The following is a 3,065-nucleotide window of genomic DNA, read 5'->3' as shown; positions in this document are numbered from 1 at the left end:
GGCAGATGTCCTTCGAACTGCACGTCGACGACGGCGCCGATGACCTGCGTGATGCGTCCGGTCTGGTTGGCAGGGGTAGCCATAAAACTCTCTCCTTGAAGTCCGAAACTTAGGGCATGATCCCGAAAAGTGGATACCGGTTTTCGGAAAAGATCATGCCCAATTAAATAACGGTCAGCTTGACCGGAATGTTGCCTTTGGTCGCCTTCGAATAGGGGCAGACCGTGTGAGCTTCCTCCGCCGCCGCCTGCACCTTGTCCTTGTCGGCGCCGGGGACCGAAATCTTCAGTTCGGCGGCGAGGTTGAAGCCGCCCTCGGTATTCAGCGTGACTTCGCAGGTCACTTTGGCGGCCTGGGCATCGATGCCGTGCTTCTTCGCGATCAGCATCAGCGCCTGGCAGTAGCAGGACGACCAGCCCAGCGCGAACAGCTGCTCGGGGTTATGGCCGTCGCCGGCGCCGCCGAGCTCCTTCGGAAAACCCATCGCCAGCCCGAGGACCCCGTTTTCGAGAACCGCGCGGCCGTTGCGTCCGCCTGATGTGGTAGCCTTGGTGACATATGCCATCTTGACTCTCCTCAGATTGCCTCGGCGCCGGAGATGATCTCGATCAGCTCCTTGGTAATCATCGCCTGGCGGGTTCGGTTGTAGATCAGGGTCTGCTTGCGGATCATGTCGCCGGCATTGCGGGTGGCGTTGTCCATCGCGCTCATCTGCGCGCCGTAGAACGAGGCGTTGTTTTCCAGCAGCGCGCGGAAAATCTGCACCGCGAGATTGCGCGGCAGCAGCCCGGCCAGGATTTCATCTTCTTCCGGCTCGTATTCGTAAGAGGTCGCCGGACCGGCATTCGCCGCCGGCGCTTCCACCACCAGCGGAATGATCTGCTGCGCGGTCGGAACCTGCGCGATCACCGACTTGAAGCGCGAGTAGAACAGCGTGCAGACATCGAACTCGCCGGCCTCGAAGCGGGCGATCACCTTGTTGGCAATGTCCTCTGCGTTGGCGAAGGCAAGCTGGCGAACCGAGCGCAGTTCGACGTGTTCGACGATCTGCTTCTCAAAAGTGCGACGCAGCTGCTCATAGCCTTTGCGGCCGACGCAGAAGAACTTTACCTCTTTGCCCTGGTTCATCAGCGACAGCGCGCGCTCGCGGGCGAGGCGCACAATCGAGGAGTTGAACGCGCCGCTAAGACCACGCTCGCCGGTGCAGACCAGCAAGAGGTGCACCTGGTCCCTGGCGGTGCCGGCCAGCAGCACCGGCGCGCCGGGTGAACCCGCCGCGGCAGTGGCGATATTCGAGATCACCGCGTCCATCTTCTCGGCATAGGGCCGCGCGGCTTCGGCGGCGTTTTGCGCGCGGCGCAGCTTCGACGCCGCGACCATCTGCATCGCCTTGGTGATCTTCTGCGTCGCCTTGGTGGAGGCGATGCGGACGCGCATGTCTTTAAGTGAAGCCATTTCTCAAGTTCTTTAAGTTCGTCATGCCCGGCCTTGTGCCGGGCATCCACGTCTTGAAGCGTCTACCACGTCTCAAGACGTGGATGGCCGGGACGAGCCCGGCCATGACGGAAAAACTATGCAGCAAACGTCTTGGCGTAACCCTCGACCACTGCCTTGAGCTTGGCGGCGGTGTCGTCGGAAAGATCGCGGCTGTCGCGGATGGCGTTGAGGATGTCGACGTTCTTGCCGCGCAGCAGCGAGAGCAGGCCGTCCTCGAACGCGCGCACCTTGGCTACGGGGAGCGGATCGAGATAGCCGTTGGTGCCGGCCCAGATCACCACCACCTGCTCTTCCATCTTCAGCGGCGAGAATTGCGGCTGCTTCAGGAGTTCGGTGAGGCGCGAGCCGCGGTTGAGCAGGCGCTGGGTCGAGGCGTCGAGGTCGGAGCCGAACTGCGCGAACGCCGCCATTTCGCGGTACTGCGCAAGCTCGCCCTTGATCTTGCCGGCGACCTTCTTCATCGCCTTGGTCTGCGCCGACGATCCGACCCGCGACACCGACAGGCCGACGTTCACCGCCGGCCGGATGCCCTGGAAGAACAGGTCGGTTTCGAGGAAGATCTGGCCGTCGGTGATCGAGATCACGTTGGTCGGGAGGTAGGCCGACACGTCGTTGGCCTGGGTTTCGATCACCGGCAGCGCGGTGAGCGAGCCCGAGCCGTGCTCGTCATTGAGCTTGGCTGCGCGCTCGAGCAGGCGCGAATGCAAATAGAACACGTCGCCGGGATAGGCTTCGCGGCCGGGCGGGCGGCGCAGCAGCAGCGACATCTGCCGATAGGCCACCGCCTGCTTCGACAGATCGTCATAGATGATGACGGCGTGCATGCCGTTGTCGCGGAAATATTCGCCCATGGTGCAGCCAGTGAACGGCGCGATGTACTGCATCGGCGCCGGATCGGAGGCGGTCGCGGCAACGATGATGGAATATTCCAGCGCGCCCTGCTCTTCCAGCACCTTGACGAACTGCGCCACGGTCGAGCGCTTCTGGCCGATCGCCACATAGACGCAATACAGCTTGATCTTCTCGTCGCCGGTGGCGTTGAGCGGCTTCTGGTTGAGGATGGCGTCGAGCGCGATCGCGGTCTTGCCGGTCTGGCGGTCGCCGATGATCAATTCGCGCTGGCCGCGGCCGATCGGGATCAGCGCGTCGATGGCCTTCAAGCCCGTGGCCATCGGCTCGTTCACGGACTTGCGCGGAATGATGCCGGGCGCCTTGACGTCGACGCGCATGCGCTTGTCGGACTGGATCGGGCCCTTGCCGTCGATCGGATTGCCGAGCGCATCGACCACGCGGCCGAGCAGGCCCTTGCCGACGGGTGTGTCGACGATGGCGCGGGTGCGCTTGACGGTCTGGCCTTCCTTGATCTCGCGGTCGGCGCCGAAGATCACGATGCCGACATTGTCGGTTTCCAGATTCAGCGCCATGCCGCGGGTGCCGTTCTCGAACTCGACCATCTCGCCGGCCTGGACGTTGTCGAGGCCGTAGACGCGGGCAATGCCGTCGCCGACGGACAACACCTGTCCGACTTCGGAAACCTCAGCCTCCTGGCCGAAATTCTTGATCTGGTC

At 63.2% G+C, this 3,065-nt stretch carries 3 protein-coding genes; all 3 read right to left on the bottom strand.

Translation table 11 applies throughout. The annotated features are described in order from the left end of the window. Positions 1-163 precede the first annotated feature (163 nt). Positions 164-565: an organic hydroperoxide resistance protein gene (locus VGP39_RS22025; RefSeq protein WP_327570209.1), complete on the bottom strand. Its 402-nt coding sequence runs from the start codon at positions 563-565 to the stop codon at positions 164-166. A gap of 11 nt (positions 566-576) precedes the next feature. After that, entirely contained in the window at positions 577-1,455 is an 879-nt protein-coding gene (locus tag VGP39_RS22020; RefSeq protein WP_327570208.1) for a F0F1 ATP synthase subunit gamma, read from the bottom strand. 116 nt (positions 1,456-1,571) lie between these two features. Further along, the coding region (gene atpA, locus VGP39_RS22015) for a F0F1 ATP synthase subunit alpha (RefSeq protein WP_327570207.1) at positions 1,572-3,065 on the bottom strand (1,494 nt) is incomplete at its 5' end.

The sequence above is a fragment of the Bradyrhizobium sp. genome, from assembly GCF_036009065.1.
GTDB lineage: Bacteria > Pseudomonadota > Alphaproteobacteria > Rhizobiales > Xanthobacteraceae > Bradyrhizobium.
Note: the sequence above shows the minus strand (reverse complement) of the source record. Positions and strands in the feature narration are given on the sequence as shown.

Coding starts and splice junctions, on each gene's coding strand:
- VGP39_RS22025 (WP_327570209.1), bottom strand. CDS start 565: ATGGCATATGTCACCAAGGCTACCACATCAGGCGGACGCAACGGCCGC.
- VGP39_RS22020 (WP_327570208.1), bottom strand. CDS start 1,455: ATGGCTTCACTTAAAGACATGCGCGTCCGCATCGCCTCCACCAAGGCG.